This window comes from Mycolicibacterium sp. XJ870 (genome assembly GCF_053483975.1).
Map to the genome: position 1 here is coordinate 317,561 of NZ_JBEFTI010000004.1, position 19,102 is coordinate 336,662.

23 protein-coding genes and 1 tRNA gene are annotated in these 19,102 nt (G+C 65.6%); 10 read left to right on the forward strand and 14 right to left on the reverse strand.

What is annotated here, in order from left to right; genetic code table 11:
• Window positions 1-22: 22 nt before the first annotated feature.
• Window positions 23-412: an intersectin-EH binding protein Ibp1 gene (locus ABQF30_RS18785; protein ID WP_448466481.1), complete on the reverse strand. Its 390-nt coding sequence runs from the start codon at window positions 410-412 to the stop codon at window positions 23-25.
• Between the two features lie 356 nt (window positions 413-768).
• Here ABQF30_RS18785 and ABQF30_RS18790 point away from each other — a divergent pair, with 356 nt between their 5' ends.
• The 3 genes from ABQF30_RS18790 to ABQF30_RS18800 all read left to right on the forward strand — a co-directional run bounded on the left by ABQF30_RS18790 (window position 769) and on the right by ABQF30_RS18800 (window position 3,094).
• The gene (locus tag ABQF30_RS18790) at window positions 769-1,677 is read left to right on the forward strand and encodes an enoyl-CoA hydratase (RefSeq protein WP_448466483.1); all 909 of its coding nucleotides are present in this window, start codon (window positions 769-771) and stop codon (window positions 1,675-1,677) included.
• 43 nt (window positions 1,678-1,720) lie between these two features.
• The gene (locus tag ABQF30_RS18795) at window positions 1,721-2,554 is read left to right on the forward strand and encodes an SDR family oxidoreductase (RefSeq protein WP_448466485.1); all 834 of its coding nucleotides are present in this window, start codon (window positions 1,721-1,723) and stop codon (window positions 2,552-2,554) included.
• Between the two features lie 105 nt (window positions 2,555-2,659).
• Window positions 2,660-3,094, forward strand: a complete 435-nt coding sequence (locus ABQF30_RS18800) for a YdeI/OmpD-associated family protein (RefSeq protein WP_448466487.1) — start codon at window positions 2,660-2,662, stop codon at window positions 3,092-3,094.
• Here the strand turns inward: ABQF30_RS18800 and ABQF30_RS18805 are convergent.
• The 4 genes from ABQF30_RS18805 to ABQF30_RS18820 are packed head-to-tail and all read right to left on the reverse strand — an operon-like array spanning window position 3,072 to window position 7,456.
• Entirely contained in the window at window positions 3,072-3,566 is a 495-nt protein-coding gene (locus ABQF30_RS18805; RefSeq protein WP_448466489.1) for a (2Fe-2S)-binding protein, read from the reverse strand. The genes ABQF30_RS18800 and ABQF30_RS18805 overlap by 23 nt on opposite strands.
• Window positions 3,559-4,434 (reverse strand): FAD binding domain-containing protein, encoded by an 876-nt coding sequence (locus ABQF30_RS18810; protein ID WP_448466491.1) that lies wholly within the window; start codon window positions 4,432-4,434, stop codon window positions 3,559-3,561. The genes ABQF30_RS18805 and ABQF30_RS18810 overlap by 8 nt, the downstream gene beginning before the upstream one ends.
• On the reverse strand, window positions 4,431-5,120 hold the full coding sequence (locus ABQF30_RS18815; RefSeq protein ID WP_448466493.1) for an SRPBCC family protein: 690 nt from the start codon (window positions 5,118-5,120) through the stop codon (window positions 4,431-4,433). The genes ABQF30_RS18810 and ABQF30_RS18815 overlap by 4 nt, the downstream gene beginning before the upstream one ends.
• Before the next feature lie 2 nt (window positions 5,121-5,122).
• Window positions 5,123-7,456, reverse strand: coding sequence for a xanthine dehydrogenase family protein molybdopterin-binding subunit (locus ABQF30_RS18820; RefSeq protein WP_448466494.1), 2,334 nt, complete (start codon window positions 7,454-7,456; stop codon window positions 5,123-5,125).
• Between the two features lie 102 nt (window positions 7,457-7,558).
• On the opposite strand from ABQF30_RS18820, the gene ABQF30_RS18825 reads away from it, so the two are divergent.
• From ABQF30_RS18825 to ABQF30_RS18835, 3 genes are all read left to right on the forward strand, one after another.
• Window positions 7,559-8,200, forward strand: a complete 642-nt coding sequence (locus tag ABQF30_RS18825; protein WP_448466496.1) for a M15 family metallopeptidase — start codon at window positions 7,559-7,561, stop codon at window positions 8,198-8,200.
• A gap of 97 nt (window positions 8,201-8,297) precedes the next feature.
• Window positions 8,298-9,005, forward strand: a complete 708-nt coding sequence (locus ABQF30_RS18830) for a cutinase family protein (protein ID WP_448466498.1) — start codon at window positions 8,298-8,300, stop codon at window positions 9,003-9,005.
• A gap of 90 nt (window positions 9,006-9,095) precedes the next feature.
• Window positions 9,096-10,232, forward strand: a complete 1,137-nt coding sequence (locus ABQF30_RS18835; RefSeq protein WP_448466500.1) for a glycoside hydrolase 5 family protein — start codon at window positions 9,096-9,098, stop codon at window positions 10,230-10,232.
• Between the two features lie 32 nt (window positions 10,233-10,264).
• Here ABQF30_RS18835 and ABQF30_RS18840 read toward each other — a convergent pair whose 3' ends face one another.
• The 3 genes from ABQF30_RS18840 to ABQF30_RS18850 form a co-directional block, all read right to left on the reverse strand.
• Window positions 10,265-10,669, reverse strand: coding sequence for an HNH endonuclease (locus ABQF30_RS18840; RefSeq protein WP_448466501.1), 405 nt, complete (start codon window positions 10,667-10,669; stop codon window positions 10,265-10,267).
• 47 nt (window positions 10,670-10,716) lie between these two features.
• Window positions 10,717-10,792 (reverse strand) — tRNA-Thr (locus ABQF30_RS18845).
• Window positions 10,793-10,819: 27 nt separating this feature from the next.
• Entirely contained in the window at window positions 10,820-11,635 is an 816-nt protein-coding gene (locus tag ABQF30_RS18850; protein WP_448466503.1) for a hypothetical protein, read from the reverse strand.
• A 96-nt stretch (window positions 11,636-11,731) separates the two neighbouring features.
• Here ABQF30_RS18850 and ABQF30_RS18855 point away from each other — a divergent pair, with 96 nt between their 5' ends.
• Both ABQF30_RS18855 and ABQF30_RS18860 read left to right on the forward strand, forming a co-directional pair.
• Window positions 11,732-12,451 (forward strand): response regulator transcription factor, encoded by a 720-nt coding sequence (locus ABQF30_RS18855; RefSeq protein WP_448466505.1) that lies wholly within the window; start codon window positions 11,732-11,734, stop codon window positions 12,449-12,451.
• 10 nt (window positions 12,452-12,461) lie between these two features.
• Window positions 12,462-13,883 (forward strand): sensor histidine kinase, encoded by a 1,422-nt coding sequence (locus ABQF30_RS18860; RefSeq protein WP_448466507.1) that lies wholly within the window; start codon window positions 12,462-12,464, stop codon window positions 13,881-13,883.
• On the opposite strand, the gene ABQF30_RS18865 is transcribed toward ABQF30_RS18860, so the two are convergent.
• The gene (locus ABQF30_RS18865) at window positions 13,843-14,259 is read right to left on the reverse strand and encodes an HIT family protein (RefSeq protein WP_448466509.1); all 417 of its coding nucleotides are present in this window, start codon (window positions 14,257-14,259) and stop codon (window positions 13,843-13,845) included. The two genes, ABQF30_RS18860 and ABQF30_RS18865, sit on opposite strands and share 41 nt — an antisense overlap.
• 114 nt (window positions 14,260-14,373) lie before the next feature.
• Between ABQF30_RS18865 and ABQF30_RS18870 the strand changes: the two genes are divergently transcribed.
• Window positions 14,374-14,685 (forward strand): hypothetical protein, encoded by a 312-nt coding sequence (locus ABQF30_RS18870; RefSeq protein ID WP_448466511.1) that lies wholly within the window; start codon window positions 14,374-14,376, stop codon window positions 14,683-14,685.
• Window positions 14,686-14,840: 155 nt separating this feature from the next.
• On the forward strand, window positions 14,841-15,809 hold the full coding sequence (locus ABQF30_RS18875; protein WP_448466513.1) for an acyl-ACP desaturase: 969 nt from the start codon (window positions 14,841-14,843) through the stop codon (window positions 15,807-15,809).
• A 2-nt stretch (window positions 15,810-15,811) separates the two neighbouring features.
• Here ABQF30_RS18875 and ABQF30_RS18880 read toward each other — a convergent pair whose 3' ends face one another.
• From ABQF30_RS18880 to ABQF30_RS18900, 5 genes are all read right to left on the reverse strand, one after another.
• Window positions 15,812-16,639, reverse strand: coding sequence for an SDR family NAD(P)-dependent oxidoreductase (locus ABQF30_RS18880; protein ID WP_448466515.1), 828 nt, complete (start codon window positions 16,637-16,639; stop codon window positions 15,812-15,814).
• Between the two features lie 29 nt (window positions 16,640-16,668).
• On the reverse strand, window positions 16,669-17,106 hold the full coding sequence (locus ABQF30_RS18885) for a nuclear transport factor 2 family protein (RefSeq protein WP_448466517.1): 438 nt from the start codon (window positions 17,104-17,106) through the stop codon (window positions 16,669-16,671).
• Between the two features lie 12 nt (window positions 17,107-17,118).
• Complete coding sequence (locus tag ABQF30_RS18890) at window positions 17,119-18,246, reverse strand: NDMA-dependent alcohol dehydrogenase (RefSeq protein ID WP_448466613.1); 1,128 nt, start codon at window positions 18,244-18,246, stop codon at window positions 17,119-17,121.
• A 92-nt stretch (window positions 18,247-18,338) separates the two neighbouring features.
• Window positions 18,339-18,893, reverse strand: coding sequence for a Cif family virulence factor (locus ABQF30_RS18895; RefSeq protein ID WP_448466519.1), 555 nt, complete (start codon window positions 18,891-18,893; stop codon window positions 18,339-18,341).
• A gap of 2 nt (window positions 18,894-18,895) precedes the next feature.
• Window positions 18,896-19,102, reverse strand: a complete 207-nt coding sequence (locus ABQF30_RS18900; protein ID WP_448466521.1) for a ferredoxin — start codon at window positions 19,100-19,102, stop codon at window positions 18,896-18,898.

Here is a 19,102-nt window from a genome sequence, read left to right on the forward strand (position 1 = left end):
TCCCCGGCCGCCTCGCGCTGGATCAGCCGATGTGACCGGTGACCGTCGGACTGCTGCCGATGGTCGATTCCGGGACGGCCGCAGGCCCCTGCGCCTGGGCCTCCTCGGCCAGGCCGATGCACTGACCGGAGTTGTGTCCGGTGCAGGGGATCGCGCCGCCGCCGCCGGGCAGGTTCACCGCGGGCAGGCTCGGGTTACCGGGAATGGAGCTGAACTGTGAGCCTGAGTTCGGCACCGTGTGGGGGACGCACACCCCGGTGTAGAGGTCTTCCTCCTCACCCGTGGGGCAGGCCGCCACCGGAGCGGACGACATGGGAATGGCGAAAACGGTGATCGCCGGTGCGGCGGCCGCTGCGACCACAAATCCGCCGGCAAGGATCATTCGTCGCATCGAGTACGGGAAGGTCGCCATCGTCACGCTTTCTGTAGTTATTCGACTGTGTCGTCGCCGAGGATTCTATGGAAGCTGAGACGAAACTGCATTAGTTCCACTAGTTGCCTGCAAACCGGCATCGGCGTCCTCAGCAAGGCCGATGCACTGCCCGGCGCCGCGGCCGGCTGTCAGCGACTGCGTCAGAACGCCGCTGAATACAGCCGCAAATATTGCGACCAGAAGCGGGCGTGGCGTCATCCCTGAATTTTAGGGCCGCCGCGGACAGTCGGCGGTGGAATGGGTTTAGTCAATTGTCACCGGTGAGAGGGCCGTTCAGCGATACACGTAGTGTGCAGTTTGTTAAGCGCCAGTCCCCATACGAGGTGGTACCCGACATGGTCAGTTCCGACGACGCAGCCCGCCAGGTCGACTACGAGACGATCGACGACGGACGTATCGCGAGGATCTGGCTGAACCGTCCGACTGCGCAGAACGCACAGTCGCGGACGCTGCTGGTGCAGTTGGACGAGGCATTCGGTCAGGCCGAGTCGGATGACCGGGTCCGGGTGGTGATCCTCGCGGCGCGCGGCAAGAACTTCTCCGCTGGACACGACCTCGGTTCAGAGGAGGCGCTCGCCGAGCGCTCACCCGGGCCGGATCAGCATCCGACGTTCCGTTCGCACGGAGCCACCGCCGCGGGCGTGGTGGAGCGGACGTATCTGCAGGAATGGCATTTCTACTTCGAGAACACCCGGCGCTGGCGGGATCTGCGCAAGATCACCATCGCCTCGGTGCAGGGCAACGCGATCTCTGCCGCGCTGATGCTGATCTGGGCCTGCGACCTGATCGTCGCCGCCGACGACGCGAAGTTCAGCGACGTGGTGGGCGTGCGGATGGGGATGCCTGGCGTCGAATACTATGCCCACCCATGGGAATTCGGTGCTCGTAAAGCCAAAGAACTTCTGCTGACCGGTGATTCGATCGACGCCGACGAAGCCTATCGGCTCGGGATGGTGTCCAAGATCTTCCCCCGCGGCGAACTTGAGGACAAGACCCTGGAATTCGCTCGCCGGATCGCCGAGCGGCCGACGATGGCGGCGCTGCTGGTGAAGGATTCGGTCAACGCGGCCAGCGATGCGATGGGATTCACCGAGGCGTTGCGGCATGCGTTCCACATCCACGAGCTCGGCCATGCGCACTGGGCCGCGGCCAACGAGAACCGGTTTCCGGTCGGCCTGCCACCGGACGTCCCGGATTGGCGCACCTTGGGCCCACCCAAGCCGGCCCGGCGTGATACACCTTGACGCAACGAGAACCTGTTCCAATTTTGGGTAAGGGGTAACAGCAGTGCAGCTGTCCTTGGCGGATCGTACGTATCTGGTCACCGGTGGCGGGAGTGGTATCGGCAAGGGTGCCGCCGCCGCGATCGTCGCCTCTGGTGGAAACGCCATGCTCATCGGCCGCAACGCCGACAAGCTCAGTGCGGCGGTGGACGAAATCAGCGCGCAGGGGCCCGGTTCCGTGCGCTACGAACCGGCCGACGTGACCAACGAGGACGAGATCAGCCGCGCGGTCGACGCCGCAACCGCCTGGCACGGCCGGCTGCACGGCGTGGTGCACAGCGCGGGCGGGTCGGAGACGATCGGGCCGATCACCCAGATCGACTCCGAACTGTGGCGGCGCACCATCGACCTGAACGTCAACGGCACGATGTACCTGCTCAAGCACGCGGGTCGGGAGTTGGTGCGCGGTGGCGGCGGGTCGTTCGTCGGCATCTCGTCGATCGCCTCGAGCAACGTCCACCGCTGGTTCGGCGCCTACGGCGTGAGCAAGGCGGCGCTGGACCACCTGCTGATGCTGGCGGCCGACGAACTCGGGCCGTCCTGGGTGCGGGTCAACAGCATTCGGCCCGGCCTGACTCGCACGGAGATGGTCGGTCCGATCATGGACGTCCCCGCCGTCACCGACGACTACAAAGCCTGCACGCCGCTGCCGCGGTTCGGCGAGGTGGAGGACATCGCCAACCTCGCGGTGTTCCTGCTCAGCGACGCCTCGGGCTGGATCACCGGGCAGGCCATCAACGTCGACGGCGGGCACGGGCTGCGCCGCGGCCCGGACATCTCCGGAATGTTGGAGCCACTGTTCGGCGCCGACGGGCTACGCGGCGTCGTCCCCAAGTAGTTCATGACCTTTGCGTCAAGGATTGCGGTCAGTATGTGGCTGCAACCCTCGGCGTTGTCGGACGCCGCCTCACTTCTACCCGTTACGTTGGGCGGGGGAGGCCTGATGAAGTTCTCGACGACGATGTTTCAGGACGGCAACAACACCGGCATCGAAGTGCCTGCGGAGGTGGTGGACGCTCTCGGTGCGGGTAAGCGCCCCGCGGTGGTGGTCGATGTGAACGGCTATCGGTACCGCTCGACGATCGCCCCGATGGGCGGCAAATACCTGATCCCGTTCAGCGCGCAGCGCCGCAATGAGTCCGGTATCGGCGGGGGCGACGCCATCGACGTCGAGCTCACACTGGATACCGCGCCCCGTGTCGTGGAGGTCCCCGACGACCTGCGCGCCGCGCTCGACGCGTCACCTGCCGCCGCGGCGGGGTGGGAGAAGCTCTCCTACAGCAAGCAGAACGCACACGTCATATCAGTGGAGGGCGCCAAGGCTGCCGACACCCGCGCGCGTCGGATCGCGAAGGTTATTGCTGCCCTGACGGATTGAGCTCTGCGTGTTCGCAAGCGCGGTGCACGGCGTTGACGATCCCCTGATAGCCGGTGCAACGGCAGAAGTTGCCGGACAAGCCCTCGCGGATCTCCTCGTCGGTGGGCTTGGGGTTGTCCTGCAGAAGCGCGGTGATCGAGGTGACGAAACCCGGTGTGCAGAAGCCGCATTGGAGACCGTGGCATTCTTTGAGCGCGGTCTGCACCGGGGACAGTTCGCCATCCGGGCCTGCGATGCCCTCGACGGTGGTGACCTCCTGGCCGTCGGTCTGCACTGCGAAGACAAGGCAGGACCGCACCGCCTGGCCATCCAGCAACACGGTGCAGGCACCGCACGCGCCGTGCTCACAACCGAGGTGGGTACCCGTCAGGCCGCACTCTTCACGCAGGAAGTCGGCGAGCGTCACCCGCGGTTCCACGACACCCTGATGGCTGCGTCCGTTGACCGAAACCTGAACCGGCAATTCATGCATTGAGCGCCTCCACGCTTGCTTGTTTCCACGCCCTGGCCACCATCGCGGCTCCGACCCGGGTGCGGTAAGACGCCGAACCTTGCAAGTCGGCGGGGATGTCGGTGAGTTCGGACATCGCGAGCCTGCCGATCTGCTCGTCGGTGATGTTGCCGATCGGGGTGCCGATCACTGCGGCTTCGGCGGGGGTGGCCCGTTTGGACGTCGACCCGAGGCCGAGCAGGCCGATACCGCAGCGGGACACCCGGTTGTCGTCATCGAGTTGGAGACCGACAACCGCGCCGGCGATCGCGAAATCGCCGTGGCGCCGGGCGAACTCGTGTACGGCAAAGCCGCAGCGGCCCGACCACACCGGGAAACGTACGGCGGTCAGGATCTCATCGGAGGCAAGCGAGGTTTCCCACAGCCCGGTGAAGAAGTCGGCGGCCGGAATGTCACGCTTGCCGCGCGGTGAGGTGGCCTCGATGGTCGCGTCGAGCGCGAGCGCAACCGCCGCGTACTCGGCGGCTGGGTCGGCGTGTGCGATGGCGCCACCCAACGTCCCGCGGGTCCGGATCTGGAAATGCCCGATGTGCGGCGTGGCCAGGGTCAGCAGCGGCACCGATTCGGCAATCTCGTCGTCCAGCCCGACCATGGCATGGGGGGTTGCCGCGCCGATTCTCACCTGATCGCCCTTGCGGTCGATGTCGTTGAGCTCGGTGACGCGGGAGATGTCGATGAGGTTGTCGAAATGGGTGAGCCGCATCGCCAGCATCGGCACCAGGCTCTGCCCGCCGGCCAGGATCTTCGCGTCGTCGCCGTACTCCCCGAGCAGCTGTACCGCCTCGGCGACCGAACCGGCGCGGTGATAGGCGAACACGGCGGCTTTCACGACACCAACCGCAGCAGCGCGGCCTGCAGGTCCTCGGGTCGCAGCAGGCTGGGCTGTGCCTTGGCGCGTCGGCGACCCAACAGGAAGCCGAGGGCACCCGCGGCAGCCACCGCGCCGAGTACGGGGGCGAACCGCTTGGCCATCGGCAGCGCCACGACCTTGACCAGGTTGATCGAATCGCTTGATTGCGGTGCCGCAGCGGGTTCTGTTGCTACGGAGGTGCTTTCGGTCGCCGGCTCGGAGCCGCCGATGAGTTCGGCTTCCAGGCTCTTGGCGAACTGGTCGATCAAGTTGCCCGCCACGTCCGCCAGCACGCCGCGGCCGAACTGCGCGGCCTTACCGGAGATCGCCAGGTCGGTGGTCACGATCACGGTGGTCGAGTCGCCCTCGTCCTTGAGCTGGGCCGTGACGAGTGCGGATGCGGTGCCGTTGCCCCTGGTCTCCTTGCCGTTGGCCTTGAGCACCACGCGCTGCGCGGCCGCATCCTTCTCCTGGAACGTGGCTTCGCCCTTGTAGGACACCGTGATCGGGCCGACTTTGACCTTCACCGCACCGGTGAAGTCGTCGCCGTCCACGCTCAGCAGGGTGGCGCCGGGCAGGCAGGGTGCCACCCGCTCGACGTCGGTGAGCACCTCCCAGGTTTTGGCGGCGGGTACCGCTACCCGGAATTCGTTGTTGAGTTCCACGGCTAGTCCTTCCTCGAGGCTTGCTCGATGAGCTCGACGATCTTCGCCGGGCTGGCGGGCAGGTCGGTGACCGTCACGCCCAGCGGCGCGAGCGCATCGTTGATCGCGTTGATCACCGCGGGCGGCGATCCGATAGCGCCACCCTCTCCGGCGCCCTTGTAGCCGCCGACCCCGGGGCCAGGAATCTCGACGTGGCCGAATTCGATCGGTGGCACCTCGGTCGCCGTGGGCAGCAGGTAGTCGACGAACGTCGAGGAGAGCGGGTTTCCGGCCTCGTCGTAGGACAGCTGCTCCAGGAGCGCCCCGCCGATGCCCTGAACCGTGCCGCCGGCCACCTGTCCTTCTACGACGTTCGGATTGATCATCGGGCCGACGTCCTCGCTCACGATGTAGCGAGTCAGCTTGACATGGCCGGTGTCGACGTCGACCTCGCACGTGCAGGCATGGGTTGCGTTGGCCCAGTGGATCATTGCCTGCGAGTTGAACCGCGCGGTCGCCTCCAGCGTTGGCGACAGGCCTGCCAGTTGGCCAGGCTCGTAGTACGAGCGGTAGGCGATGTCGGCGAAGCTCACGCTCTTGTCGGGATTGTCGCGTACGCCGGCTCGCGAATCGGCGAGTTCGATATCGTCGGCCTCGACGCCCAGAATCTGGGCGGCGATGGCGACGATCTGGCTGCGGAGGATGGTGCCTGCCTCGTTGACCGCACCCGCCGTCATCGGTCCGCTGCGGCTGCCCTGGGTGCCCGCGCCGTACGGCGTCACGGCGGTGTCGCCCTGGATGGTGGACACGTCATCGATGTTGGCGCCCAGGGCATCCGCGGTGAGCTGCACAACGGTGGTCTCGATGCTGTTGCCGCTCGAGCCGCCGTTGACGTAGACGTTGATCTTGCCGGTGGGCTCCATGCGGATGGTTGCGCCCTCGGTCGCGAGATGGCCGGTCGCGGCGCCCGTCGGCTCGATGTACGCCGAGAAACCCAACCCGATGTAGCGGCCCTCGGCCAGCGCGTCGGCCTGCTCCTTGCGGAAACCCTCATGGTCGAGGATCTTCACCGCCTGCTCGAAAGTGTCGGCGGGAGCGCAGTTGTCGTACGGCATGCCGTTGGGATTGAAGAACGGCATCTCGTCGCCGCGCAGGATGTTGATCCGTCGCAGCTCGACGGGGTCCATGTTCATCTTGCGCGCCGCGATGTCGAGAAGCATTTCGCGCGTGAGGGTTTCGTACTGCCACGGACCGCGATAGGCGTGCAGGCCCGCGGTGTTGGAGAACACCGTCTTGTAGTTGAAGCTCGCCTTGGGCACCCGGTACGGGCCGGGGAAGAACATCCCGATGGCCGCGGTGGTGAGCACCGGATAGGGCGTCGGGTAGGCGCCGATGTCCTGCACGAAGTCGATGTCGGCGGCCAGGATCTTGCCGTCCCCGTCGAATGCCATCCGGACTGTGCCGTCGACGTGGCGGGACTGCCCGGCGGACATCAGGTTTTCCCGCCGGTCCTCGATCCACTTGAGCGCGGCAGGCACCTTGCGCGCGGCCAGCAGGATGCACATGTCCTCGCGCATCGGCACGACCTTCTGGCCGAACCCGCCGCCGGTGTCGCGCACGATGGCGCGCACCCCTTGGGCCGGGATGCCCAGCAGCCGGGCCGCGAAAGCGCGCAGCTCGTGCGGCGTCTGCGTCGACCCCCACACGGTGAGTTCGGAGGTGCTGGAGGTCCATTCGACGACGAGGCCGCGGGTCTCCATCGGCACCGGGACGTACATCTGTTGGTAGATGTGTTCTTTCACCACGCACGCCGCGTTGGCGAACACCTCTTCGTCCGGTGGCATGCCGCCCATTCCGCCCGCCACGTTGTCGGGGTAGGCGGCGTGAACTGCGACATCTGCGCCCTGGGCGTAACGGAAATCGGCGATTGCGGGCAGGTTCTCGTAGTCGACATCCACGAGGTCTACGGCGTCCTCGGCCAGCCGGCGGCTCTCCGCGACGACGATGGCCACCGGATCGCCGACGAACTTGACCTCGTCTTCAGCCAGGGGCGGGCGGGGAGTGTCGGGAACGTCCTTGCCCGCGACGGCGTGCCATGCCTCTTTCACATCAGGGTTGATGTCGTCGGCGGTGAACACCGCCAGCACTCCTGGCAACGCCAGTGCCGCCGTGGTGTCGATTCGGTTGATCTTCGCCCGTGCGTAGGGGCTGCGGACGAAGCACGCATGCAGCATGCCGGGCCGGGTGATGTCGTCGACGAACGTGCCGCGTCCGGTGAGTAGGCGGGTGTCTTCCACCCGCTCGACCCGCCGGCCCGCATAGCGCGTTGCGACGGTTGCCGGTGCAACTGACGTCATAGGATCGCTCCAATCCGTCGGTTACTTCTGCGCGTAAGTACTGACCGCAGGGCAAGCCGACGTCGTCCTCAAGAGTGCGGTTATCGTACAACGGAAAGCAACATGTCTGAAGAAGAGAGTGCCATTTCCACCGGTGTGCGGCTCTTGGCGGCCCTCTTCCTGACCGCGTTCGCCGGTGCGTCGGCGCCCGTGGCATCGGCGGTACCGGCGGCGTCCGCGGGGCTGGTAGACGTCCGCACCGTGGTGCCCGACGCGGTGATCGATCTGCGGTACGCCACCGCGGACAACTTCGTCGGCGAGCAGCTGTATCCAGCGGACGCGCGCTGCCTTGTGCACGAGTCGATGGCGTCGGGGTTGGCCGTCGCGGCGGCGAAGCTGCGGCCCGAGGTACTGGTGTTCTGGGACTGCTACCGGCCGCACGACGTGCAGGTGCGGATGTTCGAGGTTGTGCCGAACCCCGATTGGGTGGCCCGGCCGGGGCCGTACGCGCGCAGTCACGAGGCGGGCCGGTCGGTGGACGTGACGATCGCCGGAGCCGACATGGGCACCGGCTTCGACGACTTCAGCCCGCGCAGCACGGCATACGCCACCGACGGAGTCAGCCCGACGGCTCAGGCGAACCGGGCCCGGTTGCGCGAGGCCATGCGGACCGGTGGGCTCACGGTGTACTCGGGGGAGTGGTGGCACTTCGACGGGCCGGGCGCGGGCGACCCGCGACCAGTCCTGGACGTGCCGGTCAACTAGATCCCGTCCAGATTTGCTGGACTTGCCTTACGTGGGTTTGCGCCGTGCCAGCATTGGGAAGTCAACGGCCGACATATCCCATGAGCGTGGAGTCGTGATGAACTTCCTCAAACTGGTCCAGGGCGCCGCATTGATGGCCGCATGTGCCCTTCCGATCGCACCCGCCCAAATCGCGTCTGCGCAACCGTGTCCTGAGGTCGAGGTGATATTCGCCCGTGGCACTTGGGAGCCTCCCGGTGTCGGCGTGACAGGGCAGGCCTTCGTCGACGCGCTGCGCTCGCAGGCGGGCGGAAAGACGGTCAATGTGTATCCGGTGAACTACGCTGCCAGCGGCAACTTCGGCGACCGCATCGAATTCGCCAGAACTGTCGTCGACGGTATCCGGGATGCCGCCAACCATATCGAGGCGACCGCGGCGAACTGTCCGAACACCAGGATGGTGCTCGGCGGATACTCCCAGGGCGCGGTCGTGGCCGGGTTCGTCACCTCAGCAGCCGTACCGGACTCGATACCCACCGAGTACGAACAGTTCATCCCCGATCCGATGCCGCCCGAGGCCGCCGAGCACGTCGCTGCGGTGGTCTTGATGGGTAAGCCGTCGGAGCAGTTCATGCGCGATGCCGGGGCGCCGCCGATCGTGATCGGCCCGCGGTATGCGGACAAGACCATCGAGCTCTGCGCGCCGGGGGACACGATCTGCGACGGTGCGCCCTTGGGCGGGCCGAGCTTCGCGCATGCCACCTACGGGGTGAACGGGATGACGGGTGAGGCGGCGGCTTACGCGGTGGGCAAGATAGGGCCCTGACCCACTCGGCACATAACAATTTGAAACCTCAATGATTGCAATGTGATACGTGAGCCCGGGTAATTTGCCGGGGGCCACTATGTTCACTGAGTGCACCGTCGAACGGCCCTCAAGATCCCGCTGATTCTGGCAGCATCGGTGGCTCTTCCCCAGACACTGACCACCATCCCACGCGCCACCGCCGCGGCCGGCCAGTGGCCGGTCGAGCGTGCGAACGCCTGGTATCAGGCGCAGGGCTGGCTCGTCGGCACCAATTTCGTCACTTCGAACGCGATCAATCAGATCGAGATGTTCGCACCGGGCACCTACGATCCCCGGCGCATCGACAGCGAGTTGGGGGCGTGCCGACTGCTCGGGTTCAACACCGTGCGGGTCTTTCTACACGATCTGCTGTGGGCGCAGGATCGCGGCGGCTTCCAAAATCGGCTGGCGCAGTTCGTTTCCATTGCCGCTCGCCAGCGCATCAAGCCACTGTTCGTCTTTTTCGACTCGTGTTGGGATCCGCACCCGAAACCGGGTGCCCAGCGTGCGCCGGCACCCGGCGTACACAACTCGGGTTGGGTACAGAGCCCGGGGGCGCAACGCATCGACGACCCTCGCTACCTCCCCGTGCTGCGCGACTACGTGGTCGCGGTGATGAGCCAGTTCCGCAACGACAATCGCGTGCTCGGCTGGGACCTGTGGAACGAGCCGGACAATCCCGCCAAGCAATACCGCAAGGTTGAGCGCAAGGACAAGATCGACGCTGTCGGTTCGCTGCTCCCACAGGTGTTTCAGTGGGCCCGGGCCGTAAATCCGGTCCAGCCGTTGACCAGTGGCGTCTGGCAGGGCAGCTGGGAACCTGGCAGTCGCAACGAGCTGGAAAGCTTCCAACTCGACAACTCCGACGTCATCTCCTTCCACTCCTACGGCGGTCCCGACGACTTCGAGGCCCGCATCGCCGACCTTGCTCCGCTGGGGCGACCGATCCTGTGCACCGAATACCTGGCTCGCAACGAGGGCAGCACTATCGAAGGCGTGCTCCCAATTGCCAAGCAGCACAACGTCGGTGCCTACAGTTGGGGGATGGTGGCCGGCAAGACCCAAACCTATTTCCCGTGGGATTCGTGGGATAAGCCCTACAAAGAGGTTCCGAAAGTGTGGTTCAGCGATCTTCTGCGACCCGATGGTCGGCCCTATAAGGACAGTGAGTACCAGACGCTTCGAAAGTTGACCACCCGGGTTTAGCGCGAAAGCCGAGACCAGATCGCCGGCGAGACCTAGTACGACTGGCCGTCGGCGTATCGCTGCCTCCGGTAGTGGCGTCCGTTGCCGCGGTTCCGGCTCTTGTACGTCGGTAGCTGTGAGTCACAGTTCGGACAGATCAGCCGCAGGTTTTCCCGTCGGTTGTTCGTCGGGTCCCCGTTGATGTGGTCCAACACCAATGCGAGAGGCAGGCCCTGCCATGCGTTGGCTCCGCCGCAGATCGCGCAACAGCCTGATTGAGCGTCGGCGAGATACTGCCGAATGTAGTGACCTTGGTAGGTGGCGATTCGCGCGTCGCCGGATTCGAGCCAACGTTTCGTACTGGTGTCGCGCCGGACTGATGCCTGACAAGCATTGCCGCAGTAGATTTTTTGGCTGCGCTTCGAGAGTGGCGAACCGCAACCGCGACACTGCCTCATGCGGAGGACGTTACGACGCGGCACCGACAGGGTGGCGCACGTCGGAATGGAGCCCCCGGTCGGGATTGAACCGACGACTTTCGCTTTACAAGAGCGACGCTCTAGCCACTGAGCTACGGGGGCGGGTGGAACGCGCCCTAGCTTAACGGGTCACTCGTCGGCGTCGACAATTCGCTGCGACACGACCGGCCTGGGCGCGGTGCGCTTGCCGTAACGGCGAGGCAGCGGGATCCGGTCGGCGATGTTGCTGAGCGGGTTGACGACCTGGCTGAGGGTGACGACCGCGTCGTGTAATGCGTCGATCGTGGGCGCGAGTGCTTCCAGCCCGGGAGCGAGCCGGTTGAGGGTGTCGGCCACATCGGCGAGTTTGAGCAGCGGGCCGTCGGGATCGGTCAGTGTGTCGAGCAGTCCGCCTTCGGCCAGCAGGCGGTCAGCCACGCCATCCTCGCGCAGCACCCGCTCGATCAGCCCGTCGTTGGCGAGCAGTTGATCTGCCAGTCCACCCGGCGCAATGACCCGCGATAGCGCGCCGTCGTCGGTGGTCATGCGATCCAGGAACCCGCCCTCCATCGTCACCTGGTCGATCAGCCCGCCCGGCGCCACGGCCCGCGCAACGGCGCCGTTCTCCGCGGTCAACCGGTCCAGCAGCCCGCCCTCGGTGGTCAGCTGATCGACGAGACCACCCGGCCGTAGCAAACGATTGATCGGCCCGTCCGGTGCCAGCGCCCGGCCCAGCGGCGCGTCGTCATCCATGAGGCGCGCCAGCCGATTCGCCCGCTCGACAGCGTCGTCGAGTCCGAACATGTGCGCCACCGATGACCTGCCATTCGACGGGCCGGCGTCACCGATGCTGCGCTGGACTGCATTGAGTGTCTCGCCGGCAAGCCCGAGGCCGGCGTCGGCTACGGCAAGTCCGATGCGCACCGGCGCGGTGGCAACCTGGACGAGGGTTCTGCCGAGGTTCATGGGGTCAGTCTAGGTGAGTGCGATCACAGCAAAACTCACAGGAAGTGCACAGCTGGCATGCAGGATTACCCCAAGCGATAGCGTCAACATTGCGGAATGGCCATGCCTGTACTGCCTGAGAGCGTCCCGGAAGCCAGGGTTCTCGTCGTGGACGACGAGGCCAACATCGTGGAGCTGCTGTCCGTCAGCCTCAAGTTCCAGGGCTTCGAGGTACACACGGCCTCCAACGGCGCAGCGGCTCTGGACAAGGCCCGCGAGATCCGTCCCGACGCGGTGATCCTCGACGTGATGATGCCGGGCATGGATGGTTTCGGGCTGCTGCGCCGCCTGCGCGCCGACGGCGTCGAGGCCCCCGCTCTGTTCCTGACCGCACGCGACAGCCTGCAGGACAAGATCGCCGGCCTGACCCTCGGCGGCGACGACTATGTGACCAAGCCGTTCAGCCTGGAAGAGGTGGTGGCACGGCTGCGGGTGATCCTGCGCCGGTCGGGTCGGGGCGTCGAAGAACCCCGCAGTGCCCGGTTGTCCTTCGCCGACATCGAACTCGACGAGGACACCCACGAGGTGTGGAAGGCCGGCGAGCCGGTTTCGCTGTCACCCACCGAGTTCACCCTGCTGCGCTACTTCATCATCAATGCGGGCACGGTGCTGTCGAAGCCCAAGATCCTCGACCACGTCTGGCGCTACGACTTCGGCGGTGACGTCAACGTCGTCGAGTCCTATGTCTCCTACCTGCGCCGCAAGATCGACACCGGCGACAAGCGTCTTCTGCACACCCTGCGCGGCGTCGGGTACGTTTTGCGCGAGCCGCGCTGATAATGGGGCGATGAGAGCTCGCGGCGTGCCGCTGCGGGTCGGGCTGGTTGCCGCCACACTCGTGCTGGTGGCGTGCGGACTGCTCGCCTCCGGTATCGCGGTGACGTCGATCATGCGCCACACCGAGCTCAGCCGGGTGGATCAGACACTGCTCGACGCCTCCCGGAGCTGGGCGCAGGCGCCGCGCCGGATGCCGTCGACGCCGGTGGAGGGCCCCAATCCGGCCCGTCCGCCCTCGAACTTCTACGTCCGTGGGGTCGACGAGGATGGCCGCACCTGGACCGCGGTCAACGACCGCGAGGCCGAACCGGCGCTGCCCGACGACAACGACGTCGGCCCCACCCCGGTGACCGTCGGCTCGATCGACGACTCCGACGTGCAGTGGCGGGCGATGACCGTGCGCGGCCCGTCGGGTGGGTTGACCACCGTCGCGATCGACCTTTCCGAAGTGCAGTCGTCGGTGCGCGCGCTGGTCTGGTCGCAGGCCGGGATCGGCGCCGCGGTGCTGTTGGTGCTCGGGGTCGTCGGATATGCCGTCGTGCACCGCAGCCTGAGACCGCTGGCCGAGGTGGAACGCACAGCCGCGGCCATCGCCGCCGGACAGCTCGATCGCCGCGTGCCTGAGCGCGATCCGCGCACCGAAGTCGGGCGACTTTCGTTGGCGCTCAACGGGATGCTGGCGCAGATCCAACAGGCCGTTGCCGCGTCGGATTCCTCCGCCGAGCAGGCGCGCACATCGGAAGAACGGATGCGACGGTTCATCACCGACGCCAGTCACGAGCTGCGCACTCCGCTGACCACGATCCGTGGGTTCGCCGAGCTGTACCGCCAGGGCGCGGCCCGCGACGTCGAGATGTTGATGGGCCGGATCGAGAGCGAGTCCAGGCGGATGGGCCTGTTGGTCGAGGATCTGCTGCTGCTCGCACGGGTCGACGCGCAACGACCGCTCGACCAGCACCGGGTCGACCTGCTCGCGCTGGCCACCGACGCCGTGCACGACGCCCAGTCGATCGCCCCGACCCGCAAGGTCACGATGGAGGTGTTCGACGGCCCGGGCACTCCGGAGGTGCTCGGCGACGAGGCCCGGCTACGTCAGGTGCTGGGCAATCTGGTGGCCAATGCGGTGCAACACACGCCGGACACCGCGGGCATCACCGTGCGCGTCGGCACCGAAGGTGACAATGCTGTCATCGAGGTGTGTGACGAGGGGCCCGGCATGAGCCAGGAGGATGCGCGACGCGTCTTCGAACGGTTCTACCGGGCCGACTCGTCGCGAACCCGGGCCAGCGGTGGCACCGGACTGGGCCTGTCGATCGTCGATTCCCTGGTCTATGCCCACGGCGGGACGGTGTCGGTCACCACGGCGCCGGGGCAAGGGTGCCGGTTCACGGTCAGCTTGCCGCGGATTGCAGATCTGCCAGTGCGGCTTTGATTTTCGCCTGCGCCTCGTCGAGGGATTCCGCCGACGGGTTGTTGTCGACGTTGGCGAACCCGAAGTCCGTGAGGTTGTAGGCGGGAAACACGTGGACGTGCAGGTGCGGCACCTCCAGGCCGGCGATGATCACCCCGGCACGCTGGGCGTCGAACGCCTTGCACACCGCCTTGCCGATGAGCTGTGACAGCTCCATCACCCGGCCGAACACGGCGGGTTCGACGTCCTGCCAGTTGTCGATCTCGGCGCGCGGAACCACGAGGGTGTGACCCTGGGTCATCGGGGCGATCGTCAAGAACGCCACGTTCTCGTCGTCCTCATAGACGAATCGGCCGGGCAGTTCTCCGTTGATGATCTTCGTGAACACGGTCGCCATGGCTCCGAGCATAGTGAGGGTCGCTCAGACTGAGTTCTCCGTCTCATTGCGTACGGAACAAACGCCAGCTTAACTAGTGTGCCTTAGTAAATCCTGCGCGAGGAGTGCCCGCTTGTGACCGACGCGGTCAAATGGGAAGCCACCGGTGACGATCCAGCTGTCCCGGACGCACATGACGCCCGATACGAGTGGATCGACCTGGACGTGTCCGCCGACAACTGGTGGGAGGTAGTCGACCACCCTGAGCTCGCAGAACGTGGCTCGGACGGGTGGACGTACTTCTCGTGCTCGGAGTCACCGCAGGGCGATGACCGGGTCGTGCTGACGTACTACCGGGCGCTCAAGTTGCCCGTCCGGCACGATGCCAGATCGACACGGCGGGGGCGCCGGTTCGAACGCGGGTCATGCCCTGGGGCCGAGCGCTAGAACAGAATGCTTCGCGCAATGTACACACTGCTGTGGCGGAGTCGTTGAGAACGAAACCACTCAGCATGCACTAGTGTTCTCTGTGTTTGCTGCGTATTCGGCTAGGAAGAACCCGTAGATAGACAAATACTGATACGTCCGGTCGAAAGAGGCACATGCACAAGGAGTTGAGCGATGCCGCGCTGCTTGAGGAACTCGAGCCAGTAGCTGCGGCCAACGTCAACCGGCACCTGGCGACCACCAAGGACTGGTACCCACACGATTACGTGCCGTGGGACAGCGGCAGCAATTTCGCGGCGACCGGCGGCACGGACTGGTCCCCTGAGCAATCGCAGCTGGGGGAGGTCGCCAGGGCGGCGATGATCACCAACCTGCTCACCGAGGACAACCTGCCCTCCTACCACCGGGAAGCGGCTGACAGCTTCTCTCTCGACGGAGCGTGGGGCACATGGGTCGGCCGCTGGACGGCTGAGGAGAATCGCCACGGCATCGCCCTGCGCGACTATCTGGTGGTCACCCGTGGCGTCGATCTCGTCGCGCTCGAGCGTGCCCGCGTCGAACACGTCACCAACGGCTTCACCGCGACGGCCGAGGAACTGGAGAAGAACGACAGCCCATTCCTCATGTCGATCGCGTACGTCACCTTTCAGGAACTCGCCACTCGGGTCAGCCATCGCAATACGGGCAAAGTGTGTGACGATCCGATCGCCGACCGGTTGCTGCAGCGGATCGCCGCCGACGAGAACCTGCACATGATCTTCTACCGCAACATGTGTGGTGCAGCGCTGGACCTCGCCCCCGACCAAGCCCTCGACGGGGTGGCGAGTGTTGTCGAGAATTTCCGGATGCCTGGCCAGGGGATGCCTGACTTCCGCCGCAACGGTGTGCTGATGGCCAAACACGGCATCTACGACCTTCGGCAGCACCTTGAGGAAGTGGTGATGCCGACTCTGCGCAAATGGCGCATCTTCGAGCGCACGGACTTCAGTGCGCGCGGCGAGGCACGCCGTGACCAGTTGGCGCTCTACTTGGAAGACCTCGAGACGAAGGTGTCCAAATTCGAGGAACAGCGCGACCGCCTACTTGCCCGTGAGGCCGCCAAGCGTGAGCTGCGGGCGTCCTGAGCTCAGGACTTTCCGATCAGTCCGTGCAGCTCGTCGACAGTCCACGGCGGTGCGTCATGATGGTCGCGGTAACCGATGAAACCCGGTGAGGGACGGCTGAATTCGCCGAAGAATCCGCCTGCCGCGATGAAAATCCGGCCGGTCACGTCACGTGCCGCGTCGCTGACCAGATAGCCGTACGTCGGCGCAACGTACTCCGGCGATGCGGCGTCCAACGCGCCCTGGGTGCTCACGTCGTCGAGCAGCCCGCGCCGGTTCAACTCGGCGATGTGCTGCTCGTAGTCCGAACCGGACGACAGCCGGGTCTTGGCGCCCGGGCACACCACGTTGGCCCGCACTTGGTGTTCCTTGAGTTCCGCGGCGATCGCCAATGTCAGCGCGTTGACGGCACCCTTGCCGGCAGGGTAGCCGGTGCCGCCGTAATCTCCGAGGAACGCGAACGAGCTGGTGTTGACGATGGCCCCGCCGCCTTGGGCCACCATCTTCGGTGCCGCGGCCCGGCAGGTTTCGAACACCGTGCCGAGATGCGCGTCGAGCAGATCCCGAAACTGTGCACTGCTCACATTCAGGATCGAGGATCCCGCCGGCTCGGCGGTGCCCGCACAGTTCACCAGGATGTCGATGCGGCCGAACTCCCGTATGCACGTCTCGACGAGCGCATCAGCCACCGCCGGATCGGACGGTGAACCAGCATGTGCCACACCGGAAATCCGCTCGGCTGCGGATGTGGCAGCGGTCGCATCACGACCGCTGACCACCACACCCGCACCCTGGCCGGCCAGCAGTTCGGCGACCGCCAGGCCGATGCCGCGGGTGCCACCGACCACCACCGCGCCGCGACCGGCCAGCGGGCTACCGGTCAGCTTTCGCCTTCCTCAGCGTCCTGACCGAATTTCATCGCATCCATGTTCCAGTAACCGCGCAGGTTCGTGATCAGCCCGGTGTCATTCACCTTGTAGGTGAACACCCCGCGCACGGTCGCGGTGAAGCCGTTCGGAAACCTGGTGTGCAGCACCAGAATATAGGCGATCTCGGTCGGCGAGCTCGACGGGAACGTCTCCTCGCAGGTGACCGTCAGCTGGTTCGGGCCGATGTTGGCGTCGTAGAAGGCCGCGACGGCGTCCTTACCGCGCACACCGGTGCCGTCCGGGTTGGTGACGGCTTCGCCGATCGGATCCTCGATCACGACGTCGTCGGCCATCAACGCCAGCCAGCCGTCTCTGTCTCCGGACTGCACGCAGCGCCAGGAGGATTGAGATGCGGTGACGACGGGTGAAAGCTCTTGGGTCTCAGTCATATCAGGTGAGGCCTAACGGTCGGCGTCGGTGTAGCGGATGATGCCGCGAATGTTGCGGCCCTCCAGCATGTCCTTGTAGCCGTCGTTGATCTGCTCCAGCTTGTACTGGCGGGTGACCATGTCGTCCAGATTGAGCTTGCCCGCCTTGTACATGCTCAGCAGCTGCGGAATGTCGAAGTGCGGGTTGCCGCCGCCGAAGATGGTGCCCTGCAGGTTCTTCTGCATCAGCGTCAGCATCGCCAGGTTCAGGTTGACGTTGGTGTCCATCAGACTGCCGATGGCCGTCACCACGCAGGTGCCGCCCTTGCTGGTGAGATTCAGGTAGGTGTCGACATCTTTGCCGTGCAGTTCGCCGACCGTGACGATCACCTTCTTGGCCATGAGACCCCAAGTGACCTCGGCGATGCCGGCCATCGCGGAATCGGCGTCCGGGTAGACGTGGGTGGCGCCGAACTTCAGCGCCTGGTCACGCTTCCACTCCACCGGGTCGACCACGAAGATGTGCCGGGCACCGGCGTTGACCGCACCCTGCAGCGCCGCCATGCCGACACCACCGACTCCGATGACTGCGACGTCGTCGCCCGGGCGGATGTCACCCGCGCGCACCGCCGAGCCGTAGCCCGTGGTGACGCCGCAGCCCACGAGGCAGGCCACCTCGAACGGGATGGACTTGTCGATCTTCACCACGGAGCTCTTGTGCACCACCATGTACGGCGAGAACGTGCCCAGCAGGGTCATCGGGAATACGTTCTGGCCCTTGGCCTGGATGCGGAAGGTGCCGTCGGAAACCGCTTGGCCGCCGAGCAGACCCGCGCCGAGGTCGCAGAGGTTGCGCAGGCCGGCCTGACACGAGGGGCACGCACCGCAGGACGGGATGAAGGACAGCACCACGTGATCACCGGGCTCGATGCCCTCGACGCCGGGGCCGACCTCGGTGACGATGCCGGCGCCTTCGTGACCGCCGAGCACCGGGAAGCCGCCCATCGGGATGCCGCCGGTGACCAGGTGGTGATCGGAGTGGCACATTCCAGACGCTTCCATCTGGATCTTGACCTCATCCTTGACGGGATCACCGATCTCGATCTCCTCGATCGACCACGGCTGGTTGAACTCCCAGATGAGAGCGCCTTTTGTCTTCATCGACATGTGCCTTTCACTAGAGCCAGTGACCACAGACTAGAGCCAATAGTTGCGTGGGTCACACCCACCCCCAAGCAACTGCTTGGCCGGGATTACCAAATCGGGACGGGGGCTTCGCCCAGCGGGTAGTACCCGGGGAGCTTTTCACCGGCCAGGCTGCGTTCGATGCGCTTCTGCATGCCTTCGGAGAGTTTGCCGCTCTTCATCAGATTCAGATACAGCTTCTGGACGTGGCCGAAGTCGAAGAAGTCGCGCTGCCATTCGATCTTGGGCTCTTCGTCCACTTGGGTCAGCCGGAACCAGCTGCCCCCGATTCCGTAGATCTCCTCCTGGGCCCCGTCGGCGTCGGTGGCGACCTGCTTCCAGAAGCCGACGATCTCGCCCTGCTTGTCGTCGATGATCACCTTTTGGTACGGGTAGGTCCAGTTGTCCAGGCCCGCCATCTCCAAACCCAAAGCGATTTCCCGTATCTCATCCAGGCCGACGCACATCACGTCTTCCTTCGGGCCGATGTTCCAGCCGTAGGTGGCATCGTCGGCGTAGAAGTCCGCCAACGGCTTCCAGTCGCCGGCCTTCTCGGCCTCGACGTTGGCCGCGAGCCAGCGCTCGACCCAGTCCTCAAGTTGTGCACGCTCGAATGACGCCATTGTCAGCCTTTCTCTTTGATGAACAATGCTTGGGTGGGACACATTTCGACTGCCCGCTCGACGTCTTCACGGATCTCGTCGGGCGGCTCGGAATCAATGATCTCGACGGTGCCGCGTTTGGGTACCGAGAACACATCAGGAGCCTCCAGTTCGCACATCGCGTGGCCCTGGCAGAGGTCGGCGTCGACCTCGACGCGGTAGCAGCCCAT